This is a genomic window from Pantoea allii (assembly GCF_046529425.1).
Lineage (GTDB): Bacteria > Pseudomonadota > Gammaproteobacteria > Enterobacterales > Enterobacteriaceae > Pantoea > Pantoea allii.
On record NZ_CP125958.1, the window covers coordinates 4,418,835 to 4,439,413 of the forward strand.

Annotated in this window: 12 protein-coding genes, 6 tRNA genes and 3 rRNA genes; 2 read left to right on the forward strand and 19 right to left on the reverse strand. The window is 51.8% G+C overall.

The annotated features are described in order from the left end of the window. Positions 1–3: 3 nt before the first annotated feature. The 8 genes from rplK to QNH99_RS20690 form a co-directional block, all read right to left on the reverse strand. Positions 4–432, reverse strand: a complete 429-nt coding sequence (rplK, locus tag QNH99_RS20655) for a 50S ribosomal protein L11 (RefSeq protein WP_006121495.1) — start codon at positions 430–432, stop codon at positions 4–6. Between the two features lie 148 nt (positions 433–580). Next, entirely contained in the window at positions 581–1,126 is a 546-nt protein-coding gene (nusG, locus tag QNH99_RS20660) for a transcription termination/antitermination protein NusG (RefSeq protein ID WP_003848088.1), read from the reverse strand. 1 nt (position 1,127) lies between these two features. After that, a complete protein-coding gene (secE, locus tag QNH99_RS20665; protein ID WP_014606967.1) occupies positions 1,128–1,511 on the reverse strand; it encodes a preprotein translocase subunit SecE in 384 nt (127 codons plus the stop codon). Between the two features lie 229 nt (positions 1,512–1,740). Then, positions 1,741–2,925, reverse strand: coding sequence for an elongation factor Tu (gene tuf / locus QNH99_RS20670; protein ID WP_013027471.1), 1,185 nt, complete (start codon positions 2,923–2,925; stop codon positions 1,741–1,743). A gap of 107 nt (positions 2,926–3,032) precedes the next feature. Continuing rightward, a tRNA-Thr gene (locus tag QNH99_RS20675) sits at positions 3,033–3,108 on the reverse strand. Positions 3,109–3,113: 5 nt separating this feature from the next. Next, a tRNA-Gly gene (locus tag QNH99_RS20680) sits at positions 3,114–3,188 on the reverse strand. Positions 3,189–3,381: 193 nt separating this feature from the next. Next, positions 3,382–3,466 (reverse strand) — tRNA-Tyr (locus tag QNH99_RS20685). Between the two features lie 7 nt (positions 3,467–3,473). Further along, positions 3,474–3,549 (reverse strand) — tRNA-Thr (locus tag QNH99_RS20690). Positions 3,550–5,003: 1,454 nt separating this feature from the next. Between QNH99_RS20690 and coaA the strand changes: the two genes are divergently transcribed. Further along, the gene (gene coaA, locus QNH99_RS20695; protein ID WP_063877939.1) at positions 5,004–5,951 is read left to right on the forward strand and encodes a type I pantothenate kinase; all 948 of its coding nucleotides are present in this window, start codon (positions 5,004–5,006) and stop codon (positions 5,949–5,951) included. A gap of 45 nt (positions 5,952–5,996) precedes the next feature. On the opposite strand, the gene birA is transcribed toward coaA, so the two are convergent. The 11 genes from birA to pepQ form a co-directional block, all read right to left on the reverse strand. Then, positions 5,997–6,956 (reverse strand): bifunctional biotin--[acetyl-CoA-carboxylase] ligase/biotin operon repressor BirA, encoded by a 960-nt coding sequence (birA, locus tag QNH99_RS20700; RefSeq protein ID WP_096011184.1) that lies wholly within the window; start codon positions 6,954–6,956, stop codon positions 5,997–5,999. Continuing rightward, the gene (gene murB / locus QNH99_RS20705) at positions 6,953–7,990 is read right to left on the reverse strand and encodes a UDP-N-acetylmuramate dehydrogenase (protein ID WP_109718363.1); all 1,038 of its coding nucleotides are present in this window, start codon (positions 7,988–7,990) and stop codon (positions 6,953–6,955) included. The genes birA and murB overlap by 4 nt, the downstream gene beginning before the upstream one ends. A 318-nt stretch (positions 7,991–8,308) precedes the next feature. After that, positions 8,309–8,424 (reverse strand): 5S ribosomal RNA (gene rrf / locus QNH99_RS20710). A 227-nt stretch (positions 8,425–8,651) separates the two neighbouring features. Continuing rightward, positions 8,652–11,557, reverse strand: a 23S ribosomal RNA gene (locus tag QNH99_RS20715). A 346-nt stretch (positions 11,558–11,903) separates the two neighbouring features. Next, positions 11,904–11,979, reverse strand: a tRNA-Ala gene (locus tag QNH99_RS20720). Between the two features lie 141 nt (positions 11,980–12,120). Beyond that, positions 12,121–12,197: transfer RNA gene (locus QNH99_RS20725), tRNA-Ile, on the reverse strand. 73 nt (positions 12,198–12,270) lie between these two features. Further along, positions 12,271–13,810 (reverse strand): 16S ribosomal RNA (locus QNH99_RS20730). Together the 16S, 23S and 5S rRNA genes with 2 tRNA genes alongside form the textbook arrangement of a ribosomal RNA operon. Positions 13,811–14,217: 407 nt before the next feature. Continuing rightward, entirely contained in the window at positions 14,218–14,754 is a 537-nt protein-coding gene (gene hemG / locus QNH99_RS20735) for a menaquinone-dependent protoporphyrinogen IX dehydrogenase (protein ID WP_063877936.1), read from the reverse strand. Positions 14,755–14,772: 18 nt separating this feature from the next. Further along, positions 14,773–16,224, reverse strand: a complete 1,452-nt coding sequence (gene trkH, locus QNH99_RS20740) for a Trk system potassium transporter TrkH (protein ID WP_063877935.1) — start codon at positions 16,222–16,224, stop codon at positions 14,773–14,775. Between the two features lie 31 nt (positions 16,225–16,255). Beyond that, positions 16,256–16,873, reverse strand: coding sequence for an IMPACT family protein (locus QNH99_RS20745; protein WP_410517146.1), 618 nt, complete (start codon positions 16,871–16,873; stop codon positions 16,256–16,258). After that, positions 16,873–18,204: a Xaa-Pro dipeptidase gene (gene pepQ / locus QNH99_RS20750; protein WP_109717882.1), complete on the reverse strand. Its 1,332-nt coding sequence runs from the start codon at positions 18,202–18,204 to the stop codon at positions 16,873–16,875. Before pepQ ends, QNH99_RS20745 begins: the two co-directional genes overlap by 1 nt. 185 nt (positions 18,205–18,389) lie before the next feature. Here pepQ and fadB point away from each other — a divergent pair, with 185 nt between their 5' ends. Next, positions 18,390–20,573, forward strand: coding sequence for a fatty acid oxidation complex subunit alpha FadB (gene fadB, locus QNH99_RS20755; RefSeq protein WP_096012950.1), 2,184 nt, complete (start codon positions 18,390–18,392; stop codon positions 20,571–20,573). Positions 20,574–20,579 lie beyond the last annotated feature (6 nt).

Sequence of the window (20,579 nt, forward strand, 5' to 3'; positions counted from 1 at the left end):
TTCTTAGTCCTCTACAACCAGGCCCATGGAACGAGCAGTACCTTCGATTGAGCGAGTCATCGCTTCAACGTCGGAACCCGTCATGTCCGCAGCTTTAGTTTCTGCGATTTCACGTACCTGAGCACGAGTCACTTTACCGACTTTATCTTTATTCGGCTTACCAGAACCTGACTTGATGCCTGCTGCTTTTTTCAGCAGAACGGCAGCCGGAGGCGTTTTGGTAATAAAGGTAAAAGAACGGTCGCTGTATACGGTGATAACAACAGGTGTTGGCAGACCTTTTTCCAGAGATTCGGTCTTCGCGTTAAACGCTTTACAGAATTCCATGATGTTAACACCCTGCTGACCCAGAGCTGGACCAACCGGTGGACTTGGGTTCGCCATACCAGCTGCAACCTGCAGCTTGACGTAGGCTTGTACTTTCTTAGCCATGATAATTCCTCAATTGGGTTATAGCGCCTGTAGAAGGCTCCCCGTGGTAACGATTTATACGCTGTTGCCAGCGCATAAAAACAAAAGGCGCGAAATTATAGTTAAATTTCGCGCCTGCTGCAACAGCCAAATTGTAAGTCGGGAAAGGTTAGCCTTTCTCTACCTGACCGAAGTCGAGTTCTACTGGTGTTGCACGTCCGAAGATGGACACAGAAACGGTCAAACGACTCTTCTCATAATCCACATCTTCTACCACACCGTTAAAGTCGGCAAATGGACCATCGTTGACACGTACCATTTCGCCTGGCTCGAACAGTGTTTTTGGACGCGGCTTATCACCCACCTGCTGCAGGCGGTTCATAATCGCATCAACTTCTTTATCGCTAATAGGCGCCGGGCGATCGGATGTACCGCCAATAAAGCCCATAACGCGCGGAACGCTGCGTACCAGGTGCCAGCTGGCGTCATTCATTACCATCTGTACCAATACGTAGCCGGGGAAGAATTTGCGCTCGCTTTTACGGCGTTGACCACCACGGATCTCAACAACTTCTTCTGTAGGAACCATGACGTCGCCAAACAGCTCTTCCATGTTGTGCAATTTGATGTGCTCACGCAGCGACTGTGCTACGCGGCCTTCAAAACCGGAAAACGCCTGCACGACGTACCAGCGTTTCTTTGGAGCTTCAGACATCTCAGAACCTCAGGCCAGTGATAAACGATACCAGACGGACCAGAATACCATCCAGCCCCCACAAAATCAGTGACATCACGGCAGTAACCGCGGCAACGATTAACGTGGTATGCAGTGTTTCCTGGCGGGTTGGCCAGATAACTTTACGCATTTCGGTTCTTGCTTCACGTGCAAAGGCCACGGTTGCTTTGCCTTTCGTCGTCAAAAGCGCAATGCCGCCTGCTGCCGCAATCAGTACTACTACAGCCAACGCGCGCAAAGGCAGCGTCACATCGCGATAGAGGTAGTTACCTACGATCGCCGCAAGCAGTAATAAGACTACCACTACCCACTTCAGCGCTTCGAGGCCGCGCCCGCTCCCTTGAGCTTCGGTATTCGCACTCATAAACCAACCTGCCACAATAATTCAGAAACTATTCTGCCCCGCATTGCGAGGCATCCAAACCGAATGAGCTTTTGGGGCGTAACTCGGTATCCAGCGCCACATAACAGAGCCTGTCTCAGCAATGATTATGGTTCACAATCACTGATGAGTCAGGTTCTATGTAACAGCGTACAAAAAGGGCATCAAATGATGCCCTTTCCACGTGCATTGCGTCAAATATTATCGGTAATTAAGCGATAACTTTGGCAACAACGCCCGCGCCAACGGTACGGCCACCTTCGCGGATTGCGAAGCGCAGACCTTCGTCCATTGCGATTGGGTGAATCAGGGTAACAACCATTTTGATGTTGTCGCCCGGCATGACCATCTCAACGCCTTCTGGCAGCTCTACTGAACCGGTCACGTCTGTGGTACGGAAGTAGAACTGTGGACGGTAGCCCTTGAAGAACGGAGTATGGCGGCCACCTTCGTCTTTAGACAGAACGTAGACTTCTGACTCAAACTTGGTGTGTGGCTTGATTGAGCCCGGCTTAGCCAGTACCTGACCACGCTGGATGTCTTCACGCTTGATACCGCGCAGCAGAACACCACAGTTTTCGCCTGCCTGACCCTGGTCCAGCAGTTTGCGGAACATTTCAACGCCGGTACAGGTTGATTTCGCTGTATCTTTGATACCCACGATTTCAACTTCGTCGCCGACTTTAACGATGCCGCGCTCTACACGACCGGTCACAACGGTACCACGACCAGAGATTGAGAATACGTCTTCGATTGGCAGCAGGAATGGCATATCGATTGCACGTACCGGGTCCGGGATGTAGTTATCCAGGTGACCAGCCAGCTCAACGATTTTCTCTTCCCACTCTGGGTTGCCTTCCAGCGCTTTCAGAGCTGAACCGCGAACGATTGGAGTATCGTCGCCCGGGAAGTCGTACTGTGACAGCAGGTCACGGACTTCCATTTCAACCAGTTCCAGCAGCTCTTCGTCATCAACCATGTCACACTTGTTCAGGAACACGATGATGTAAGGAACGCCTACCTGACGACCCAGCAGGATGTGCTCACGGGTCTGCGGCATTGGGCCGTCAGTCGCAGCAACAACCAGGATCGCGCCGTCCATCTGCGCAGCACCGGTGATCATGTTTTTCACATAGTCGGCGTGGCCTGGGCAGTCAACGTGCGCATAGTGGCGAGACGGGGTTTCATACTCAACGTGTGCAGTGTTGATGGTGATACCACGTGCTTTTTCTTCCGGGGTGCTGTCGATCTGGTCGAACGCACGCGCCTGACCACCGTTGGTTTTAGCCAGAACGGTGGTGATAGCTGCAGTCAGGGTGGTTTTACCGTGGTCAACGTGACCGATGGTTCCCACGTTTACGTGCAGTTTGTTACGTTGAAATTGCTCTTTAGCCATCGCTAGTCCCTCTAAGACACGGATATATCAAAGATATAGTCACATTAACCAGGCATTGCCTGACTGCAAGGAGTTACAGAGAAAAATCAGGAGGGAGATAAAGGAAGTGGTGCTGATACCCAGAGTCGAACTGGGGACCTCACCCTTACCAAGGGTGCGCTCTACCAACTGAGCCATATCAGCACATCTGGAGCGGGCAGCGGGAATCGAACCCGCATCATCAGCTTGGAAGGCTGAGGTAATAGCCATTATACGATGCCCGCATCCTGGAACTCGGCTACCTGTTCTTTCTGTAGCTTGTGAATAACAGGGGAAGTCCCCTATTATTCTTCGCCTGTCAGCGGAGCTGACTGGCTTTGACTGAGCTTACACCCAATCTGAATTCAGGGTGAGAAGAAGTGACTCACCTGCCAGACAAACAGGTTGTTTATCTGTTTCTCAACCCGGGGGTTGAGATGGTGGTGGGAGAAGGATTCGAACCTTCGAAGTCTGTGACGGCAGATTTACAGTCTGCTCCCTTTGGCCGCTCGGGAATCCCACCTACTTGATGGTGCCGGCTACCGGAATCGAACTGGTGACCTACTGATTACAAGTCAGTTGCTCTACCAACTGAGCTAAGCCGGCATCAAGTGACGCGCATTCTAGGAAGGTCGGCAGAAGGATGCAACAAAAAAATCACTGTTTTTGTTCTATCGCTTACTATTTGTGCAAAGCATCGCAATTTATCCCCGATCTGCAGAAATAACACCCAATTACTGGTCAAAATTTCTCTTCACTCTCGCCCTGGCCTTTTTGCGCCCTGCAGGGTATTGCCCCTTTATTTGTCCGGCTGCATCACGTTTTTTGGCTTACTCAGCAAAAAAGTGTATTAACTGCTCAGTTTTCAACCGACTAAACCGCGCTTCAATTTAAATCGTACGGTCACACAAGCCTCAGCACGAGCTGCACCCCTAAAAAACCTTACCGATCACTGCTTGTCATGATGATCCGCCTTAGATGGAGAGATGCAGACCGCTCCTTCGGGGAAGTGTGATGTGACAGAGGAAGGTGGGAGACAACCCGTAATCCTACAGTGACAGATAATAAGCCTGTGTGAACATGCTTAGCGCGACAGGAGATGCCAAGACACAAGTCGCGAGGATGTGCTTAACGTTATAGAGAAAGCTCCTGTGCATGTGCCTGACGCATCATGGCAGCTGACAGAGAGCCTGTGTGGACAAACTGGCGTGACAGGAGCCGCTGAGACAACAACCCAGCGGGGATAGGCTTAAACTGTAAGCCCATGATGTATGTGTCTGGTGTCGCTTTCATACAGCCTGATGAGGGTGCACAGCGCGACAGGGGAAGCAGAGACCACAGGCAGCGGGAATGCGCTTGACGCCAGAGTAAGACGTGGCAGCACATCGTTTATGTACCTGGTGCAGCTTTCTGACAGCCTGATGGGGCGTGTACAGCGCGACAGGGGAAGCAGAGACCATATACAGCGTCAATGCGCTTAACGCCAGAGAAAACGTGGCAGTCCATAGCGTACGTGCCCGGTGCAGCGTTCTGATAGCCTGTAAGGGCTTCACAGGCGACAGGGGAAGCGGGGACCACCTCCAGCGGGGAAGTCTTATCGCCAGAGAAGACGTGGCAGCACATGGTTTATGTGCCTGGTGCAGCTTTCAGACAGCATGCTGAGTACGACTACTGCACTGTGGTATCAACATAGGTGCTAATTATGTCAACAAGACCCGATGTCAATGTGCGGCATATCCTCAATATATGGCTATCCAGACGTAATGACGGTTACTGCCATTTTTACTTAAGAAGTGGCTGATGCCTCAACGAGGATAAAAAAGCATAACGATTAAAGATTTCAAGCCCCTACATTGAAGATTTATCAAAATCTGCGGTGAGCCTTGCGAAAGCAGTTTACTGTTTATTTTTTACTTCTTTTAAAAGCTATACTGGTGATACCCTCCAGCCCATTGTTCTCGTTAATAACCCTGTGACCGGCAATTCATTTCTCTACACTACCCGGATAGTGATCGGCAAAATGTACAGATCGGTTTGAATCTGCAGTCAAATGTATACTTATGGATAAAACGACATCACTCACCACGCCTTATTTACAGTTCACACGTGAACAGTGGGCGGCATTACGCGACTCGGTTCCCATGACGCTGTCAGAGGATGAGATCGCCCAATTGAAAGGGATCAATGAAGATCTTTCAATTGAAGAAGTGGCAGAAATCTATCTGCCACTCTCACGTTTACTTAATTTCTATATCAGTTCAAATGTCCGCCGCCAGGCCGTGCTGGAACAGTTTCTGGGAACGAATGGGCAAAAAATTCCCTATATCATCAGCATTGCAGGCAGCGTCGCGGTTGGCAAAAGTACTACCGCCCGTGTTTTACAGGCGCTTCTGAGCCGCTGGCCCGGACACCGTAAGGTTGAGCTCATTACGACAGATGGTTTTCTTCATCCCAACGCTGTGCTTAAAGAACGCGGCTTAATGAAGAAAAAAGGCTTTCCTCAATCCTATGATATGCATCGGCTGGTTAAATTTGTTTCTGACCTTAAGTCAGGGGCCAGCCAGGTCACGGCTCCCGTCTATTCCCATTTAATTTATGATGTGATTCCGGATGGTGACAAGGTGGTTAAGCAACCTGACATTCTGATTCTGGAAGGATTAAATGTGCTGCAGAGTGGCATGGATTATCCTCACGATCCGCATCATGTTTTTGTCTCTGATTTTGTGGATTTTTCAATCTACGTAGATGCGGAAGAAGATCTATTACAGCGCTGGTATGTGAATCGTTTTCTGAAATTTCGTCAGGGCGCTTTTACCGATCCCAACTCTTATTTTCACCACTATGCTCAGTTGCCTGAGGACGAGGCTGTGAACATTGCCGGCGCGTTGTGGAAAGAAATTAACTGGTTGAACCTTAAGGAAAATATTCTTCCTACACGTGAAAGGGCCAGTTTGATTATGACTAAAAGCGGGAACCATGCGGTAGAAAAGCTGCGTCTCAGAAAATAGTCAACGGTATATAAAGCCTGCTAAAAAGCAGGCTTTATATATTCCTCAAAGCGGTCGAAGCGATATTTCTCCCCCGACCCACGATTTAATTATCCCGTCTTGTTCAAGCCGCAAACCACCCTGGTTATCAATACCGCGAGCGATGCCGTGCACTTCTCGTTCGCCAATCAGTAATTTCACCGGGCGATTAATGAAGTTATCCAGTTCAGCCCAGCGCGCGACAAAGGGGACTAAGCCCTCCTGCTCAAATACGGGTAATGCTTCACGCAGGCGATTGATCAGTTTTGCCGCAAGCTCGTTACGATTAATGGTTACGCCAGCTTCCTGCAAATTAATCCAGCCCTGATTAATCTGGGCTGCTTCGGCATTTCTCATCGCCAGATTTATTCCGGCACCAATGACAATATGAGCGGCATCGCCGGTTTTACCGGTTAATTCGACTAAAATACCTGCTAACTTTCTGTCATTAAGGTAAATATCGTTGGGCCATTTCACCCGTACGTCTTGGGCACCCAGCGACTGCAGGGTCTCTGCCATAATGATACCAATCACCAGACTGAGCCCCATTGCAGCAGCCGGTCCCTGTTCCAGACGCCAGTACATAGACATATAGAGGTTGGCACCAAAAGGCGAAAACCAGTGCCGCCCACGTCGTCCTCGCCCTGCTTGCTGATATTCAGCAACACAGACCGATCCTGAGGGCAGTGAATTCATGCGTTCGAGTAAATACTGATTCGTTGAATCAATCACTGGTATGACTGCAATATCAGGCTGGGACAGCTGAGCAAGAATCTCTTGTTCATTCAGTAACTGAAGCGGTGCAGGGAAACTGTAGCCTTTACCCGTCACGGTATACACGTCAAGGCCCCAACTTTTCAGCGTTTGAATATGCTTATTAATCGCCGCACGGCTCATGCCAAGCGTTTCTCCTAGCTGCTCACCAGAGTGAAATTCGCCATCTGCCAGGATATCGATTAATTTCAATGGTACGCTGTGATCCTTCATGAGATTACCTCTACAGCGTTGCATTCACCTTGTGCCTTAATGAAACGGACTTCTGGCTCCAGCCAGACATTAAATTTTTCACCTACGTGTGCGCGCACGCTTTTTGCCAGAGCGACAATGTCATCAGGTGTGGCATTTCCAGCATTGATTAGCACTAAAGCCTGCTGCTGGTGAACTTCCGCACCGCCAATCCGGTAGCCTTTGAGCTGGCATTGATCGATAAGCCAGCCTGCTGCAAGTTTAATATCACCTGTAGGCTGAGGGTAATGTGGCATCGTTGGGTACTCATTCAGCAACGCAGCGGCCTGGGGGCCTGTTATCACCGGGTTTTTAAAAAAACTGCCCACGTTACCGGTTATTTTCGGATCCGGTAATTTACTCTGTCGCATATGGCAGACCGCATGGAAGACATCCCAGGCATTTGCCGTCGCAGGATTCAGCGTTTTTAAATCACCATAGGTGAGGACGGGCTGCCAGTGTTTTTTTAATGAGAAACCGACGGCAATAATCGTATAGCCTGACTGGTACTGGTGTTTGAAAATACTGTCACGGTAACCAAACTGGCACGCCTCCCGGCTCAGGCGTTGCGTGATGCCGGTATGCAAATTCAGCACGTCGACGTACTCACATACATCTTTTAACTCTACCCCATAAGCGCCAATATTCTGGATAGGTGCTGATCCCACCATTCCAGGAATGAGCGCAAGGTTTTCCAGGCCAGAAATCCCTTTCTCCAGCGTAGTTTTCACCAGTTGATGCCAGTTCTCACCCGCCCCAACATGCAGTTTCCAGCTCTCATTCTCATCGCGGATCTCAACCCCTTTGATACGGTTGATCACGACAATGCCCGCGAAGTCTTCAAGGAACAGCACGTTGCTGCCTTCCCCAAGGACCAAAAAAGGTTGCTGATTGTGCTGGCTCATTTGCCAGGCTGAAAGTATCGCTTCAGGCGTTTCGGCGACAATGCGTGTTTTTGCGCTGACATCAAGCCCCAGCGTATTGTCGGCTTTTAATGAGGTGTTCGAACTGGACATGAGACGGCCTTAACTGGTTAATCTGGCCGTAGTTTACCGCATCACAACGATAATGCGGGGGAAATTGCGTGCGGTGAATGGCTTTCTGGGATGCTGTTGCTCTTGAATAATCTCAATAGCAGCGGGAACAGAGCGAATTGAGCAGGTACAAGCAGGGTAATACAGGATGATTTTGCGGTTGTGTTACATATGAGGATAAGAATGGCTATGTGCAGAAGGCAATAAAGCAGGAGGAGCGATCTTGAAGACCCGCTTTTCACCGGTTACGCACGTAAAAAAGCCCTGAACTTTCGTTCAGGGCTTCTTCACTTGTTTGATGCCTGGCAGTTCCCTACTCTCGCATGGGGAGACCCCACACTACCATCGGCGCTACGGCGTTTCACTTCTGAGTTCGGCATGGGGTCAGGTGGGACCACCGCGCTACAGCCGCCAGGCAAATTCTTTGTGCTCTGTCCTGTGTCTTTTACGCTGCTGCTGCGTTGGCTGTGCGCGCGCTGCTCAGTCACATACTTCAGTATGCTCCTTCACATCGTCTTACACGCCGCCTTGCTTCAGCGCAAAATCCTTCGGACTCTCGTCCGCAGAACAGAACTAAATGCTTTTCCGGTAAACAATGCTGAAAATTTAATTCGTCTCTCAACCAAAACGCCTCTGGCGTTGTAAGGTTAAGCCTCACGGGTCATTAGTACCGGTAAGCTCAACGCATCGCTGCGCTTACACACCCGGCCTATCAACGTCGTCGTCTTCAACGTCCCTTCAGGACCCTTAAAGGGTCAGGGAGAACTCATCTCGGGGCAAGTTTCGTGCTTAGATGCTTTCAGCACTTATCTTTTCCGCACTTAGCTACCGGGCAGTGCCACTGGCGTGACAACCCGGACACCAGCGGTGCGTTCACTCCGGTCCTCTCGTACTAGGAGCAACCCCCCTCAATTCTCCAGCGCCCACGGCAGATAGGGACCGAACTGTCTCACGACGTTCTAAACCCAGCTCGCGTACCACTTTAAACGGCGAACAGCCGTACCCTTGGGACCTACTTCAGCCCCAGGATGTGATGAGCCGACATCGAGGTGCCAAACACCGCCGTCGATATGAACTCTTGGGCGGTATCAGCCTGTTATCCCCGGAGTACCTTTTATCCGTTGAGCGATGGCCCTTCCATTCAGAACCACCGGATCACTATGACCTGCTTTCGCACCTGCTCGAGCCGTCACTCTCGCAGTCAAGCTGGCTTATGCCATTGCACTAACCTCCTGATGTCCGACCAGGATTAGCCAACCTTCGTGCTCCTCCGTTACTCTTTAGGAGGAGACCGCCCCAGTCAAACTACCCACCAGACACTGTCCGCAGCCCGGATTACGGGCCTACGTTAGAACACCAAACATTAAAGGGTGGTATTTCAAGGATGGCTCCACGCAGACTGGCGTCCACGCTTCAAAGCCTCCCACCTATCCTACACATCAAGGCTCAGTGTTCAGTGTCAAGCTGTAGTAAAGGTTCACGGGGTCTTTCCGTCTTGCCGCGGGTACACTGCATCTTCACAGCGATTTCAATTTCACTGAGTCTCGGGTGGAGACAGCCTGGCCATCATTACGCCATTCGTGCAGGTCGGAACTTACCCGACAAGGAATTTCGCTACCTTAGGACCGTTATAGTTACGGCCGCCGTTTACCGGGGCTTCGATCAAGAGCTTCAGCTTGCGCTTAACCCCATCAATTAACCTTCCGGCACCGGGCAGGCGTCACACCGTATACGTCCACTTTCGTGTTTGCACAGTGCTGTGTTTTTAATAAACAGTTGCAGCCAGCTGGTATCTTCGACTGCCTTCGGCTCCGTCAGCAAGTGACTTCACCTGGTGGCAGCGTGCCTTCTCCCGAAGTTACGGCACCATTTTGCCTAGTTCCTTCACCCGAGTTCTCTCAAGCGCCTTGGTATTCTCTACCTGACCACCTGTGTCGGTTTGGGGTACGATTTTGTGTTACCTGATGCTTAGAGACTTTTCCTGGAAGCAGGGCATTTATCACTTCAGCACCGTAGTGCCTCGTCGTCACGCCTCAGTGTAAAGTGAACCGGATTTGCCTGGAACACACACCTACACGCTTAAACCGGGACAACCGTCGCCCGGCTGATATAGCCTTCTCCGTCCCCCCTTCGCAGTAACACCAAGTACAGGAATATTAACCTGTTTCCCATCGACTACGCCTTTCGGCCTCGCCTTAGGGGTCGACTCACCCTGCTCCGATTAACGTTGAACAGGAACCCTTGGTCTTCCGGCGACAAGGTTTTTCACCTTGTTTATCGTTACTTATGTCAGCATTCGCACTTCTGATACCTCCAGCATGCCTCACAGCACACCTTCAACGGCTTACAGAACGCTCCCCTACCCAACAACACATAGTGTCGCTGCCGCAGCTTCGGTGCATGGTTTAGCCCCGTTACATCTTCCGCGCAGGCCGACTCGACCAGTGAGCTATTACGCTTTCTTTAAATGATGGCTGCTTCTAAGCCAACATCCTGGCTGTCTGTGCCTTCCCACATCGTTTCCCACTTAACCATGACTTTGGGACCTTAGCTGGCGGTCTGGGTTGTTTCCCTCTTCACGACGGACGTTAGCACCCGCCGTGTGTCTCCCGTGATAACATTCTCCGGTATTCGCAGTTTGCATCGGGTTGGTAAGCCGGGATGGCCCCCTAGCCGAAACAGTGCTCTACCCCCGGAGATGAGTTCACGAGGCGCTACCTAAATAGCTTTCGGGGAGAACCAGCTATCTCCCGGTTTGATTGGCCTTTCACCCCCAGCCACAGGTCATCCGCTAATTTTTCAACATTAGTCGGTTCGGTCCTCCAGTTAGTGTTACCCAACCTTCAACCTGCCCATGGCTAGATCACCGGGTTTCGGGTCTATACCCTGCAACTTAACGCCCAGTTAAGACTCGGTTTCCCTGCGGCTCCCCTATACGGTTAACCTTGCTACAGAATATAAGTCGCTGACCCATTATACAAAAGGTACGCAGTCACCCCCGTTAAGAAGGCTCCCACTGCTTGTACGTACACGGTTTCAGGTTCTGTTTCACTCCCCTCGCCGGGGTTCTTTTCGCCTTTCCCTCACGGTACTGGTTCACTATCGGTCAGTCAGGAGTATTTAGCCTTGGAGGATGGTCCCCCCATATTCAGACAGGATACCACGTGTCCCGCCTTACTCATCGAACTCACAACCTGTGCACCTTTGTGTACGGGAGTATCACCCTGTACCCTGCGACTTTCCAGACGCTTCCACTGATGCACAAGCTGATGATGGTTCTGGGCTCCTCCCCGTTCGCTCGCCGCTACTGGGGGAATCTCGGTTGATTTCTTTTCCTCGGGGTACTTAGATGTTTCAGTTCCCCCGGTTCGCCTCATACAGCTATGTATTCACTGCATGATAGTGTGACGAATCACACTGGGTTTCCCCATTCGGGTATCGCCGGTTGTTGCGGTTCATATCACCTTACCGGCGCTTTTCGCAGATTAGCACGCCCTTCATCGCCTCTGACTGCCAGGGCATCCACCGTGTACGCTTAGTCGCTTAACCTCACAACCCACAGGCGTTTATCTGTATTACCGTAACGGCTGCGCGTAAAGAATGCGTCGTTGCGCGGTGCTCGCCATGCTCACGTACTTCAGTACGTTCCGCTGGCTGCGCGCCGACGCGCCTTGCTTTCTTCACTGCTCGCGCGCTACTGCATAACAGTTAGCTTGTAAGCTGTAAGCTTTTGAGAGACTCGAACACACGTCATCATTCTTTATTACGGAAGAATGCGACCATGTGTCGTTTCAAATTTTCAGCTTGTTCCGGATTGTTAAAGAGCATAATACTTCGCAGCACACCGTTGCCGGTACGCTCTGAAGTATTTTTCAGAAATACAGTAATATCAGTATGGTGGAGCTAAGCGGGATCGAACCGCTGACCTCCTGCGTGCAAGGCAGGCGCTCTCCCAGCTGAGCTATAGCCCCATACAGTTACTGCAGAGACCACTACTACCACTCAACCGAGTACACTTCATGAGAAATGTAATTCGTGCTCAGGCAAGGCATGTTTTCGCGAAGCATAGTGAACTATGCGAGCCGGAAACATAACGCAGCATGAGACGAATTTGGTAGGCCTGAGTGGACTTGAACCACCGACCTCACCCTTATCAGGGGTGCGCTCTAACCACCTGAGCTACAAGCCTGTAGAGGTTTTTTCTGCTCGTTACTTTCTATCAGACAATCTGTGTGAGCACTTCGCGGGAAGGTATCTTCAGGTAAGGAGGTGATCCAACCGCAGGTTCCCCTACGGTTACCTTGTTACGACTTCACCCCAGTCATGAATCACAAAGTGGTAAGCGCCCTCCCGGAGGTTAAGCTACCTACTTCTTTTGCAACCCACTCCCATGGTGTGACGGGCGGTGTGTACAAGGCCCGGGAACGTATTCACCGTGGCATTCTGATCCACGATTACTAGCGATTCCGACTTCACGGAGTCGAGTTGCAGACTCCGATCCGGACTACGACGCACTTTATGAGGTCCGCTTGCTCTCGCGAGGTCGCTTCTCTTTGTATGCGCCATTGTAGCACGTGTGTAGCCCTACTCGTAAGGGCCATGATGACTTGACGTCATCCCCACCTTCCTCCGGTTTATCACCGGCAGTCTCCTTTGAGTTCCCGACCGAATCGCTGGCAACAAAGGATAAGGGTTGCGCTCGTTGCGGGACTTAACCCAACATTTCACAACACGAGCTGACGACAGCCATGCAGCACCTGTCTCACGGTTCCCGAAGGCACTAAGGCATCTCTGCCGAATTCCGTGGATGTCAAGAGTAGGTAAGGTTCTTCGCGTTGCATCGAATTAAACCACATGCTCCACCGCTTGTGCGGGCCCCCGTCAATTCATTTGAGTTTTAACCTTGCGGCCGTACTCCCCAGGCGGTCGACTTAACGCGTTAGCTCCGGAAGCCACTCCTCAAGGGAACAACCTCCAAGTCGACATCGTTTACGGCGTGGACTACCAGGGTATCTAATCCTGTTTGCTCCCCACGCTTTCGCACCTGAGCGTCAGTCTTCGTCCAGGGGGCCGCCTTCGCCACCGGTATTCCTCCAGATCTCTACGCATTTCACCGCTACACCTGGAATTCTACCCCCCTCTACGAGACTCAAGCCTGCCAGTTTCAAATGCAGTTCCCAGGTTAAGCCCGGGGATTTCACATCTGACTTAACAGACCGCCTGCGTGCGCTTTACGCCCAGTAATTCCGATTAACGCTTGCACCCTCCGTATTACCGCGGCTGCTGGCACGGAGTTAGCCGGTGCTTCTTCTGCGGGTAACGTCAATCACTGCGGTTATTAACCACAATGCCTTCCTCCCCGCTGAAAGTACTTTACAACCCGAAGGCCTTCTTCATACACGCGGCATGGCTGCATCAGGCTTGCGCCCATTGTGCAATATTCCCCACTGCTGCCTCCCGTAGGAGTCTGGACCGTGTCTCAGTTCCAGTGTGGCTGGTCATCCTCTCAGACCAGCTAGGGATCGTCGCCTAGGTGGGCCGTTACCCCGCCTACTAGCTAATCCCATCTGGGTTCATCCGATAGTGAGAGGCCCGAAGGTCCCCCTCTTTGGTCTTGCGACGTTATGCGGTATTAGCCACCGTTTCCAGTGGTTATCCCCCTCTATCGGGCAGATCCCCAGACATTACTCACCCGTCCGCCACTCGTCACCCGAGAGCAAGCTCTCTGTGCTACCGTCCGACTTGCATGTGTTAGGCCTGCCGCCAGCGTTCAATCTGAGCCATGATCAAACTCTTCAATTTAAGTTTGATTTGCTGAAACCAGTTCAGCGGTGCTCATCTGTAAAACGTCATAATGAATTTCATTATGTGTTCACTCGTGAGACTTGATATTTTTTACGTCCGGAGACGCTGATATCAATCCTGCGAGTGCCCACACAGATTGTCTGATAAATTGTTAAAGAGCAGTGCGAACAGCGGGTTAACCGTCTGTCGCGAGGTGGCGTATATTACGCTTTCCTCCTTCAGAGTCAACCTCTTTTTCAGAAGTTTTTCTCCGGCGGCTCAGTTTCCTGAACCTCCCGACACCGCATTCCGTAAGCCGTTGTGCCGTGTCGATGGAGGCGCATTATAGGGCGTTCGCGCGGCCTGACAAGGGTTAATTGCAAAAATATTACTGTTCGTCTCAAATTTCGCCAGATCGCGTTATTTCAGTACGATTTGCCTGGTAACTGTGCAAAATCCCTGGCAAAACGCTGTACCTGCTGCCAGTCGGTATATTCCACTTCTTTCGTCGCATCAGTTTCCCCCCCGGTCATGCGCATTATTAACTGAATCATGACCCGGTCAAACCAGCGATAGCGGGGATAATAGAGCGCACCAGCGAAAACAGCACAGCAATCAGGCTGCCAGGGCGACTGCGTTAAGAACTTGACGGTATAACCATTCGTTTCGGGCGTACGCTTCTCTGGCTTGCGCGCCGTCAGGTTAACGGAGAAGAAACCGCTTACGCGCTGCTGCAACGCAGCCAGATTATGCTTCACAAATTCACTTACCACTGGCTGGAAATGGCCATAGCGGATTGAAGCACCAATCAACACCCGATCGTACTGTTGCCAGTCAATGGCCTTTGCATCCTGGATATTGATGACATCGCAAGATTGCTGCCCCTTGATCTCATCTGCGATAGCAGAAGCTATTTTTTGCGTTTGACCATCACGGGTCGAAAAGAGAATTAACGCTTTCATCATCTGCATCCTTATTAGTTATTCTCGCCAGAAGGTCGGCGTGAATAACACCAGCAATGTGAATACCTCAAGGCGACCAAACAGCATAGTAGAAATCAAAATCCACTTTGCTACATCGTTCATAGAGGTGAAGTTATCAGCGACCACGCCCAGACCCGGGCCAAGATTGTTTAATGTCGCGGCGACCGCAGCAAACGCAGAAAAATCATCAACGCCGGTGGCAATAATCGCCAGCATGCTAATCAGGAACACCAACGCGTATGCCGAAAAGAATCCCCATACGGCTTCAAGGATACGTTCCGGCAGTGCGCGATTGCCCAGTTTAATGGTGTAGACCGCATTGGGATGGACAAGGCGCTTAAGTTCACGATTACCCTGTTTGCACAGCAGCAGAATACGAATCACTTTTAAACCGCCGCCCGTAGAACCCGCACAGCCACCAATAAATGCAGAACATAACAGCAACACCGGTAGAAACAGCGGCCAGCGCGCAATACTGTCTGTGGTGAATCCCGCAGTGGTTGCCATGGATACGACCTGGAAAAAGGCCTGGTTCAGCGTTTGCCAGCCACTGTCATACACATTGTGGAGCCACAAGACGATGGTGCAAATCAGCACCAGCGTCAGTTGCACCCCGATAAACATACGGAACTCAGGATCGCGCCAGTAAGCCCGCAGGCTGCGGTTACTGAGTAATGAGAAGTGTAGGCCGTAGTTACAACCGGAGATCAGCAGGAACACCGCCACAATGGTGTTGATCGTTCCACTCTGGAAATAGCCGATACTGGCATCGTGCGTTGAAAAACCGCCAATGGCGATAGTAGAAAAACTGTGGCCAATTGCATCAAAGGCAGGCATCCCGGCAAACCACAGGGCCAGCGCGCAGGCGACTGTCAGTAACACATAGATGAGCCAGAGCGTCTTGGCCGTTTCCGCAATGCGCGGGCGCATTTTGTTGTCTTTCAACGGGCCAGGCATTTCAGCACGATACAACTGCATGCCACCGACGCCCAGAATCGGCAGGATAGCCACGGCCAGCACAATGATCCCCATGCCGCCAAGCCACTGCAACATCTGGCGATAAAACAAGATGGCCTTGGGCAAGGAGTCCAGCCCCACCAGCGTGGTCGCGCCCGTGGTGGTCAGGCCGGAAAAGGATTCAAAAAAGGCGTCCGTAACGGAAAGATGCGGCTGCTCGGCGAAGATAAACGGCATGGCACCGACGCTGCCCAGCACGGTCCAGAACAGCACAACAATCAGGAAGCCTTCCCGGGGTTTCAACTCCGTTTTCTTCTTACGATTCGGCCACCACAGTAACGAACCGATCACCAACGCCATCATAAAAGTCTGGCTGAAGGCTCGTCCGGCACCGTCACGATAAATCAGCGCAACCAGGCCGGGTAAAATCATCGTTACCGAGAAGAGGATCACCAACAGACCGACAATGCGGGTAATGGCGCGAAAGTGCATTAAGCCGTTCCTTTAATCAAAGAGAAGAACATCATGGTGTAAGCGGAAGAAGCGTTAACGCACCCCGGCTGAAGTCTGACAGATTTTGCTTGAATCCATCAATTTGTCCATAAGGCAGCGCCAGTGTCAGAAAGATACGCTCAAGATACTCACTTTCTGTGATGCTGCCTTCAAAGCGTTGCACCAAACGCTCAATATCACTCAACTGGCCGTAATCACATTGCAGGGTAAACTGCTTTACCGGCACTTTCCGCTGACGCGACAGTTGTTTTAATCCTTGCTGAACGCCGCCGCCATACGCTTTCACCAGGCCGCCCGTGCCTAACATGATGCCGCCGTAGTAACGCACAACCACTGCGGTAATTTCTCCGATATCGGCACCCATTAACTGCGCCAGCATGGGTTTACCTGCCGTACCGGAAGGCTCACCATCATCGGAAAAGCCCAACTGCTGTGAGTCGTTGGGCGCACCCGCGACCCAGGCCCAACAATGATGACGGGCAGTGGGATGATCCTGCTTTACCTGCTGGACAAAAGCACGCGCCGCTTCCACGCCACAGGTGTGAGCCAGCAGCGTAATAAACCGGCTCTTCTTGATCGTCTCTTCACTGACGCTCAGCGCCTGAGCAGGAATATCAAAAGCCTCCATCAGGCAAGGTGCAGGTCGCGCGTCATGTTTTCGACGCGGTTCGCATGGATAATCACGTTGTCCTCAATGCGGATACCGCCATAAGGCTTAAGCGCATCCAGTGCCTGCCAGTTAAAATGCGAACTGAATTTACCTGCACGCAACGGGTCCAGCAGCGAATCAATAATATAGAAGCCGGGTTCAATGGTTAACACCATTCCCGGCTGGATCACCCGGGTACAGCGTAGGTAAGGATATTGCGCAGGTGCAGCAAGGTGCGTACCGCTTTCATCCTGCATAAAGCCGGCGACGTCATGCACCTGCAAACCCAGCGGATGACCTAAACCGTGCGGCATAAAAGGGCCCGTCAGATCGTCGGCGACCAATGCCTCTTCACTTATACCGTGGACCAAATCAAACGTCGTCAGCAATTTCGCAATACGCTGATGCATTTGCAGATGATAATCGGTGTAGCGCACGCCCGCTTTCAGCGTGGCAATCAAAGCCAGCTCTTCCGCGTTCATCGCCTCAACCATTTTGGCATACAGCGTTCCGCTTTGTGCGGCATAACTGCGCGTCAGGTCGGCGGCATAACCTTGATATTCCGCGCCGGCATCAATCAGGAAACTGTAGCGTTTAGCTGGCGGTTGATGATCCAGTTTGGTGTAGTGGAGCACGGCGGCATGTTCATTCAGAGCGATGATATTGCCATAGGGCACATCGGTATCCCGATGCCCGGTTGCCGTCAGGTAAGCCTGATTGATATCGAATTCACTCAGACCCGCTGAAAAGGCCTCTTTCGCTGCACGATGCCCGGCCACGGCAATTTTTTGCGCCTGACGCATACAGCTGAGTTCGTAGTCGGTTTTAATACTGCGGTGATAATGCAGGAAATCGATCACCCCTTTTGGATTGATATTCCCCGCGTTGATACCCAGCTGTGCCGCGCGTTCGGGCACCGGGCCAATATAGGCCACGTTTTCACGCTGGGCAGGAAGGAGATCGCCAATGGCATTCGCGTTTGCCAGGCCGACAATCTCAATGTCATCGGTCCAGAAACTGTGCGGGAGAGGTTCAACGTTGTGCCAGTAGTCCACGGGCGAATAAAACCACAATCTCGGTTTGTTCACGCCATCAATCCACAACCAACAGTTTGGTACCTGTGTCACGGGCACCCAGGACTTAAATTGCGGGTTAACCTTAAACGGATAGGTATGATCATCCAGAAACACGGTGAGCAACTCGCCAGAATGGATCAGCATTGCATCCAGTTTATGACGTGCTAATACCTGCTGAGCACGTTGTTGCAAAGTAGTGATATGCGCGTGATACAAGCTTTTCAATGAATCCATTGCCGCCTCTCCAGTATCCAGAAAAGCCGCAGTTTATCACAGCCGAAATGCGGATGCCGGGTTCAGCGCAGCTGTGATCTTGTTAGCAAATAAACAAAGACTTGTTTGCAAAATATTAACATCACTCCCAAACTCACGATCATCTGGTATGACCAGATCACCTTTCGCGGTTTCAGGAGACGTACATGCTCTACCAAGGCGCTAACCTCACTCTTAACCAGTTGGATGATGGCATCGTCGAGCTGGTGTTTGATGCCCCCGGCTCCGTTAATAAGCTGGATACACAAACCGTCGCCAGCCTCGGTGAAGCGATTGCCGTGCTGGAGCAACATGCCGATCTGCGCGGCGTGCTGCTAAGTTCAGCCAAACCCGCCTTTATCGTGGGTGCTGACATTACCGAATTTCTGGCGCTTTTTGATGCGCCAACGGAAAAGCTGAGCCAATGGCTGACCTTCGCCAACAGCATTTTTAATCGCCTGGAAGATTTGCCGGTCCCCACCATCGCCGCGATCGATGGCTACGCGCTGGGCGGTGGCTGTGAATGCGTTTTAGCAACCGATTTGCGGGTTGCCACACCAACCGCCCGCTTAGGCTTACCCGAAACCAGGTTGGGTATTATGCCAGGCTTTGGCGGCAGTGTTCGCTTACCTCGCCTGTTAGGCGCTGACAGCGCGCTGGAAATCATTGCGGCAGGTAAAGACATTGACGGTTTAGCCGCACTGAAGCTTGGCCTGGTGGATGCGGTTGTCAGCCCTGATAAACTGCGCGATGCCGCGCTGACGATGCTTAAAGCGGCAGCCAGTGATGGCAGCTGGCGGGCACGTCGCGCCCCTAAATTAGCCCCGTTAAAGCTGAGCCCTGTCGAGGCCGCAATGAGCTTTACAATCGCTAAAGGCATGGTCATGCAAACGGCCGGAAAACATTATCCCGCGCCGATCACTGCCGTTAAGACGATTGAAGCCGCAGCCGCATTAGGCCGTGACGATGCGTTAAAACTCGAAACGGCAGCGTTTGTTCCTCTGGCACAGTCTGACGTGGCCCGCGCGCTCGTGGGCATTTTCCTCAACGATCAGTACATCAAGGGCCTGGCCAAAAAACGCAGCAGTGAAAGCGGGGCGCCCAAACAGGCAGCCGTGCTGGGCGCCGGTATTATGGGTGGCGGCATCAGCTATCAGTCGGCGTGGAAAGGCGTGCCGGTCAAGATGAAGGATATTAATCCGCAGGCGCTTACCCTGGGCATGAATGAAGCCAGTAAGCTTCTGAACAAACAACTGGAACGAGGCAAGATAGACGGGAATAAGCTGGCCGCCGTCATTGCGACCATCCAGCCCACGCTGGATTATTCCGGGTTTGATCAGGCCGATGTTGTGGTTGAAGCCGTGGTGGAAAACCCGCAGATCAAAGCCAGTGTGTTAGCGGAGACTGAGAAACACATGCGTGCCGATGCTATCCTGGCGTCGAATACCTCTACAATTCCCATCAGCCAGCTGGCCCAGGCGCTGCAACGTCCTGAAAACTTTTGTGGGATGCACTTCTTTAATCCGGTCCCTCGTATGCCGCTGGTAGAAGTGGTTCGCGGAGAGAAAACCAGCGAAGCCACCCTGGGGAAAGTTGTGGCATGGGCCAGTAAAATGGGCAAAACCCCCATCGTGGTCAATGACTGTCCGGGCTTCTTCGTTAACCGTGTCCTGTTCCCTTATTTTGCTGCCTTCGGCATGTTGCTACGAGACGGCGCGGATTTCCGTCAGATCGATAAAGTGATGGAAAAGCAGTTTGGCTGGCCGATGGGGCCTTCCTGGCTGCTGGACGTGGTGGGGATTGATACAGCACATCATGCGCAAAGCGTGATGGCGGATGGTTTCCCACAGCGAATGAAAAAGGATTATCGCGATGCTATCGATATTCTGTTTGAAGCAAAACGCTTTGGTCAGAAAAACGGTAAAGGCTTCTGGCGTTGGGAAGAAGACAAAAAAGGAAAGCCCAAAAAAGTGCCTGATGCTGAGGTAGATGCCTTGCTTGAACCTGCCTGTCAGCCGAAGCGGATATTTAGTGACGAAGAGATTATGAACCGCATGATGCTGCCGATGCTGAATGAAGTTGTCCGCTGCCTTGAAGAGAAAATCATTGCCTCCCCTGCCGAGGCGGACATGGCGCTGGTATATGGTCTGGGATTCCCACCATTCCGTGGAGGGGCTTTCCGTTATCTCGATACGCTGGGTAACAGTAACGTCGTGGACCAGGCGAAACGCTATACGGCACTGGGCGGTCTGTATGCGCTACCGGCCCTTTTGTCCGAAAAAGCGCGCCACCATGAAAGCTGGTATCCCGCCGTCAAACCGATTGATGAAGCCGCGTTCAGAAGCGCCTGAGGGAAT

Excerpts from the sequence above, each read along its gene's own strand:
- rplK (WP_006121495.1), bottom strand. The coding sequence starts at position 432 with ATGGCTAAGAAAGTACAAGCCTACGTCAAGCTGCAGGTTGCAGCTGGT.
- nusG (WP_003848088.1), bottom strand. The coding sequence starts at position 1,126 with ATGTCTGAAGCTCCAAAGAAACGCTGGTACGTCGTGCAGGCGTTTTCC.
- secE (WP_014606967.1), bottom strand. The coding sequence starts at position 1,511 with ATGAGTGCGAATACCGAAGCTCAAGGGAGCGGGCGCGGCCTCGAAGCG.
- tuf (WP_013027471.1), bottom strand. The coding sequence starts at position 2,925 with ATGGCTAAAGAGCAATTTCAACGTAACAAACTGCACGTAAACGTGGGA.
- coaA (WP_063877939.1), top strand. The coding sequence starts at position 5,004 with ATGGATAAAACGACATCACTCACCACGCCTTATTTACAGTTCACACGT.
- birA (WP_096011184.1), bottom strand. The coding sequence starts at position 6,956 with ATGAAGGATCACAGCGTACCATTGAAATTAATCGATATCCTGGCAGAT.
- murB (WP_109718363.1), bottom strand. The coding sequence starts at position 7,990 with ATGTCCAGTTCGAACACCTCATTAAAAGCCGACAATACGCTGGGGCTT.
- hemG (WP_063877936.1), bottom strand. The coding sequence starts at position 14,754 with ATGAAAGCGTTAATTCTCTTTTCGACCCGTGATGGTCAAACGCAAAAA.
- trkH (WP_063877935.1), bottom strand. The coding sequence starts at position 16,224 with ATGCACTTTCGCGCCATTACCCGCATTGTCGGTCTGTTGGTGATCCTC.
- QNH99_RS20745 (WP_410517146.1), bottom strand. The coding sequence starts at position 16,873 with ATGGAGGCTTTTGATATTCCTGCTCAGGCGCTGAGCGTCAGTGAAGAG.
- pepQ (WP_109717882.1), bottom strand. The coding sequence starts at position 18,204 with ATGGATTCATTGAAAAGCTTGTATCACGCGCATATCACTACTTTGCAA.
- fadB (WP_096012950.1), top strand. The coding sequence starts at position 18,390 with ATGCTCTACCAAGGCGCTAACCTCACTCTTAACCAGTTGGATGATGGC.